Source organism: Oligella sp. HMSC05A10, from assembly GCF_001808335.1.
GTDB lineage: Bacteria > Pseudomonadota > Gammaproteobacteria > Burkholderiales > Burkholderiaceae_B > Oligella > Oligella urethralis.
On the sequence record NZ_KV792854.1, the window covers coordinates 1 to 3,115 of the forward strand.

1 rRNA gene is annotated in these 3,115 nt (G+C 51.8%); it reads left to right on the forward strand.

Features of this window, described 5'->3' with window-relative positions:
• The first annotated feature begins 107 nt into the window (after nt 1-107).
• Nucleotides 108-3,073, forward strand: a 23S ribosomal RNA gene (locus HMPREF3144_RS01535).
• Nucleotides 3,074-3,115 lie beyond the last annotated feature (42 nt).

Below are 3,115 nucleotides of genomic sequence, written 5' to 3' on the forward strand. Positions count from 1 at the left end.
AAGAATAACCATTTGATGAGCGGCACAACGTTAACTCAAGTAAAGAGCTGGGTGTTGCGGAGTAAAAGGCGCAGCATCTAGAGTGACTATAGCTTATTAAGTTATAGGATCAAGTGACTAAGTGCACATGGTGGATGCCTTGGCGATCACAGGCGATGAAGGACGCGATAGCCTGCGAAAAGCTACGGGGAGTTGGCAAATAAGCATTGATCCGTAGATATCCGAATGGGGAAACCCACTGACGTAAGTCAGTATCGTATCGTGAATTCATAGCGATACGAGGCGAACCGAGCGAACTGAAACATCTAAGTAGCTCGAGGAAAAGAAATCAACCGAGATTCCGGCAGTAGTGGCGAGCGACCCCGGAGTAGCCTAGACGAGATAGTCTAATGTATAGTCGAACAGCGTGGAAAAGCTGGCCGTAGTAGGTGATAGCCCTGTAGACGAAATACGTTAGGTGGTACTAAGCGTCAGACAAGTAGAGCGGGACACGTGAAATCCTGTTTGAAGATGGGGGGACCATCCTCCAAGGCTAAATACTCGTGATCGACCGATAGTGAACCAGTACCGTGAGGGAAAGGCGAAAAGAACCCCGGGAGGGGAGTGAAATAGAACCTGAAACCGTGTGCATACAAACAGTAGGAGCCCCCTTTAAGGGCTTTCGGTGTGGCGGCACGCCACATCAAAAGCGATTTTAAGTAGTGAACTAGCTACGTGTAACGTAGTGAGCTAGCTACGAGAGAGTCTTTAAAGGGGGTGACTGCGTACCTTTTGTATAATGGGTCAGCGACTTACATTCAGTGGCGAGCTTAACTGATTAAGGCAGGCGTAGCGAAAGCGAGTTCGAATAGAGCGCATAGTCGCTGGATGTAGACCCGAAACCGGATGATCTATCCATGGCCAGGTTGAAGGTGCGGTAACACGCACTGGAGGACCGAACCCACTAATGTTGAAAAATTAGGGGATGAGCTGTGGATAGGAGTGAAAGGCTAAACAAATCCGGAAATAGCTGGTTCTCTCCGAAAACTATTTAGGTAGTGCCTCACGTATGGCTGTTGGGGGTAGAGCACTGTTATGGCTAGGGGGTCATAGCGACTTACCAACCCATGGCAAACTCCGAATACCGACAAGTCGAGCGTGGGAGTCAGACAGCGGGTGCTAACGTCCGTTGTCGAGAGGGAAACAACCCAGACCGCCAGCTAAGGTCCCTAAAATTGGCTAAGTGGGAAACGAAGTGGGAAGGCATAGACAGTCAGGAGGTTGGCTTAGAAGCAGCCACCCTTTAAAGATAGCGTAATAGCTCACTGATCGAGTCGTCCTGCGCGGAAGATGTACCGGGGCTAAGCCGGTTACCGAAGCTGCGGGCGTGATTTAATCACGTGGTAGGAGAGCGTTCTGTAGGCCTGAGAAGGTGAGTCGAGAGGCTTGCTGGAGGTATCAGAAGTGAGAATGCTGACATGAGTAGCGATAAAGGGGGTGAAAGTCCCCCTCGCCGTAAGTCCAAGGTTTCCTGCGCAACGTTCATCGGCGCAGGGTGAGTCGGCCCCTAAGGTGAGGCAGAGATGCGTAGCTGATGGGAAGCTGGTTAATATTCCAGCACCGTGTTCAAATGCGATGGGGTGACGGATTGCGAAATGCGAGCGGGCGGTTGGAAGAGCCCGTGACTGGTACTAAGAAGGTGGTTAGGCAAATCCGGCCACGTAATTCAAGGTATTGGTGCGAAGGAGCTACGGCTCTGAAGTTGTAGGCAGTGGTCCCGGGAAAAACCTCTAAGCTTCAGTTTGAACATGACCGTACCGCAAACCGACACAGGTGGACGGGATGAATATTCTAAGGCGCTTGAGAGAACTCAGGAGAAGGAACTCGGCAAATTGATACCGTAACTTCGGGAGAAGGTATGCCCTGGTAGCGTGTTAAAGCGTGAAGGGGCCGCAGTGAATCGGTGGCTGCGACTGTTTATTAAAAACACAGCACTCTGCAAACACGAAAGTGGACGTATAGGGTGTGACGCCTGCCCGGTGCTGGAAGGTTAAGTGATGGGGTGCAAGCTCTTGATCGAAGCCCCAGTAAACGGCGGCCGTAACTATAACGGTCCTAAGGTAGCGAAATTCCTTGTCGGGTAAGTTCCGACCTGCACGAATGGCGTAACGATGGCCACACTGTCTCCTCCTGAGACTCAGCGAAGTTGACATGGTTGTGACGATGCAATCTCCCCGCGGCTAGACGGGAAGACCCCATGAACCTTTACTATAGCTTCACATTGGATTGTTAACCGGCCTGTGTAGGATAGGTGGGAGGCGCTGAAGGCGGGACGCTAGTTTCGCTGGAGCCGTCCTTGAAATACCACCCTGGTTTGTTGATGGTTCTAACCTTGGCCCGTGATCCGGGTTGGGGACAGTGTGTGGTGGGTAGTTTGACTGGGGCGGTCTCCTCCTAAACGGTAACGGAGGAGTTCGAAGGTACGCTAGGTACGGTCGGAAATCGTGCTGATAGTGCATTGGCAAAAGCGTGCTTGACTGTGAGACTGACACGTCGAACAGGTGCGAAAGCAGGACAAAGTGATCCGGTGGTTCTGAATGGAAGGGCCATCGCTCAACGGATAAAAGGTACTCTGGGGATAACAGGCTGATACCGCCCAAGAGTTCATATCGACGGCGGTGTTTGGCACCTCGATGTCGACTCATCTCATCCTGGGGCTGTAGCCGGTCCCAAGGGTATGGCTGTTCGCCATTTAAAGAGGTACGTGAGTTGGGTTTAAAACGTCGTGAGACAGTTTGGTCCCTATCTGCCGTGGGCGTTGGATACTTGACGGAGGCTGCTCCTAGTACGAGAGGACCGGAGTGGACGTACCGCTGGTGTGCGGGTTGTCATGCCAATGGCATTGCCCGGTAGCTATGTACGGAAGAGATAACCGCTGAAGGCATCTAAGCGGGAAACTCGTCTGAAGATAAGGTATCCCGGAGGCTAGACCTCCCTGAAGGGTCGTTCGAGACCAGGACGTTGATAGGCTGGGTGTGGAAGTGCAGCAATGCATGTAGCTAACCAGTACTAATTGCCCGTGCGGCTTGATCCTATAACTCAGTAAGTTAGAAGACAAGTGCCGCTAAATAAAAAA